The organism is Streptococcus dentapri (assembly GCF_042649885.1).
GTDB classification, from domain to species: Bacteria; Bacillota; Bacilli; order Lactobacillales; family Streptococcaceae; genus Streptococcus; species Streptococcus dentapri.
The window spans coordinates 1-1,485 of sequence record NZ_JBHSAC010000093.1 but is presented as its reverse complement, the minus strand read 5'-3'; the positions used below and the strand labels follow the sequence as shown (position 1 = coordinate 1,485).

Genomic DNA, 1,485 nt, shown 5'->3' with positions numbered 1-1,485 from the left:
AAGCCCACAAAGATGGTGAAATTACCAATATGTCTGGTCACAGTCAGGCTGGTCCTCCTGTTGCTAAAGTAGCCGCCAAGCATAATGTTGAACGCGTAACGAATTTTTCTGATTGGGGTGCTGGCACGGCTTATGCCTATGGTTATATAACGAAGGAAGATAAGGAATACTTGGATAAGCATGCCTATATTTATAGTGATTCCGAAAACAATACAACAAAATATGCTGCTGACGGTGGAAACATTCCCTATGGTCATGTACGAGAGATTGAAGGTTCTAGTCATAGTGCCCAATATGCTCGGATAAAAGGAAATAATGTTGATACGGACTATTATGTCAAACATCACCAGTTCTGTTCCGGCATGACCAAAGAGCAGGTGGAAGAGGTGGCCAAGTACAAGGCCAGCCATGACCACAATCCTTTCAAAGACAAAGAAGATTATATGAAGGAATACAAGGAAGACTACGGTTCCTACGCCAAATCTAAAAAAAGCAAGGGCAAGAAAAAGAAAGCTAGTTCTACGGGCTCTAAGAAAATCTTGCTCAAGAAGCCCTCGCTTTTATCCCTTACTAAGCAGATGGCTGCCTCGGTCAAGGAGTTTGAAAACAAGGTCAATCATGAGATGGATGAGACCAAAGAACAGGTTCATACCATCATTGAGAGAGCTAGGGCACAGGCCTATGAGCTTGCTGAACATCTCTCTTCTGGAGAGGTCGAGGCTTTACTGGCCGATATTGAGTTTTCGGCCTGCTGGTCACAAGGCGTAGAAGAAGCTGACCGCTCTCAGGCCAGGCAGTTTTCTCAGCAGCTGGAAAAGCTGGGAGATGATTTAGAAGCTGCAGGCAATCAGATTGAGGGAGCTGATAACGAATCAGCTTCCCAATTTGGGTTAGTTTAAAGGAGGAAAATGACTAATGGGACAGCCAGGAAAAATTGTCCAAGAAGTTGAAGAAGAACTGCTTGAACTTAAAAAAACTCAGGAGAGAATCATGATCAAGGCTTTGGTTATTGCGACCAAAGCTGAAGTTCACGCTAAGGGAGAAAGCTTGATAGACAAGTTAGAGATGCTAGCGGCAGCTGCGGCCTCGCAGACAACCGCTAAGGTATCAGCCAGCATCGAATCTGCTCTTCAGGGTCAGGCTGCAGATGCAGCCAAATCTAAGGCAGGCAGTCTGCCTAGTCCTGAGTTTCGCAATCCAGTTAACTGATAAGAAAGTGACTTTGTTATGGATAAAAAAGAGTTTGAACGCTTGGAAGATGAGCATTTGCAAAAGCTGCGTGCCTATGATGAGGCTGCTTGGGATCTCTATGATGTTAGACAGGCTTGTCGAAAGGACTGTGACCGCCATATTAATTTTTTAATGGAGCTCCAGCAAAGGTACCAGATATCCTGCTCAGTTACTACATGGATGATATCGCAGACTCTTCTGAGCAGTTTAGTAGGTGGGTCTATCAAAAAGAAGGCCAGTTAGAGGAGCTGCGAG

2 protein-coding genes and 1 pseudogene are annotated in these 1,485 nt (G+C 44.8%); all 3 read left to right on the top strand.

Going from position 1 to position 1,485, the window contains the following annotated elements; genetic code table 11:
- Positions 1–899: pseudogene (locus ACFOSE_RS09665) on the top strand (hypothetical protein); the annotation flags it as partial.
- A gap of 16 nt (positions 900–915) precedes the next feature.
- Positions 916–1,209: a hypothetical protein gene (locus ACFOSE_RS09660; protein WP_380432814.1), complete on the top strand. Its 294-nt coding sequence runs from the start codon at positions 916–918 to the stop codon at positions 1,207–1,209.
- A gap of 18 nt (positions 1,210–1,227) precedes the next feature.
- Positions 1,228–1,473, top strand: a complete 246-nt coding sequence (locus tag ACFOSE_RS09655) for a hypothetical protein (protein WP_380432812.1) — start codon at positions 1,228–1,230, stop codon at positions 1,471–1,473.
- Positions 1,474–1,485 lie beyond the last annotated feature (12 nt).

Excerpts from the sequence above, each read along its gene's own strand:
- ACFOSE_RS09660 (WP_380432814.1), top strand. The coding sequence starts at position 916 with ATGGGACAGCCAGGAAAAATTGTCCAAGAAGTTGAAGAAGAACTGCTT.
- ACFOSE_RS09655 (WP_380432812.1), top strand. The coding sequence starts at position 1,228 with ATGGATAAAAAAGAGTTTGAACGCTTGGAAGATGAGCATTTGCAAAAG.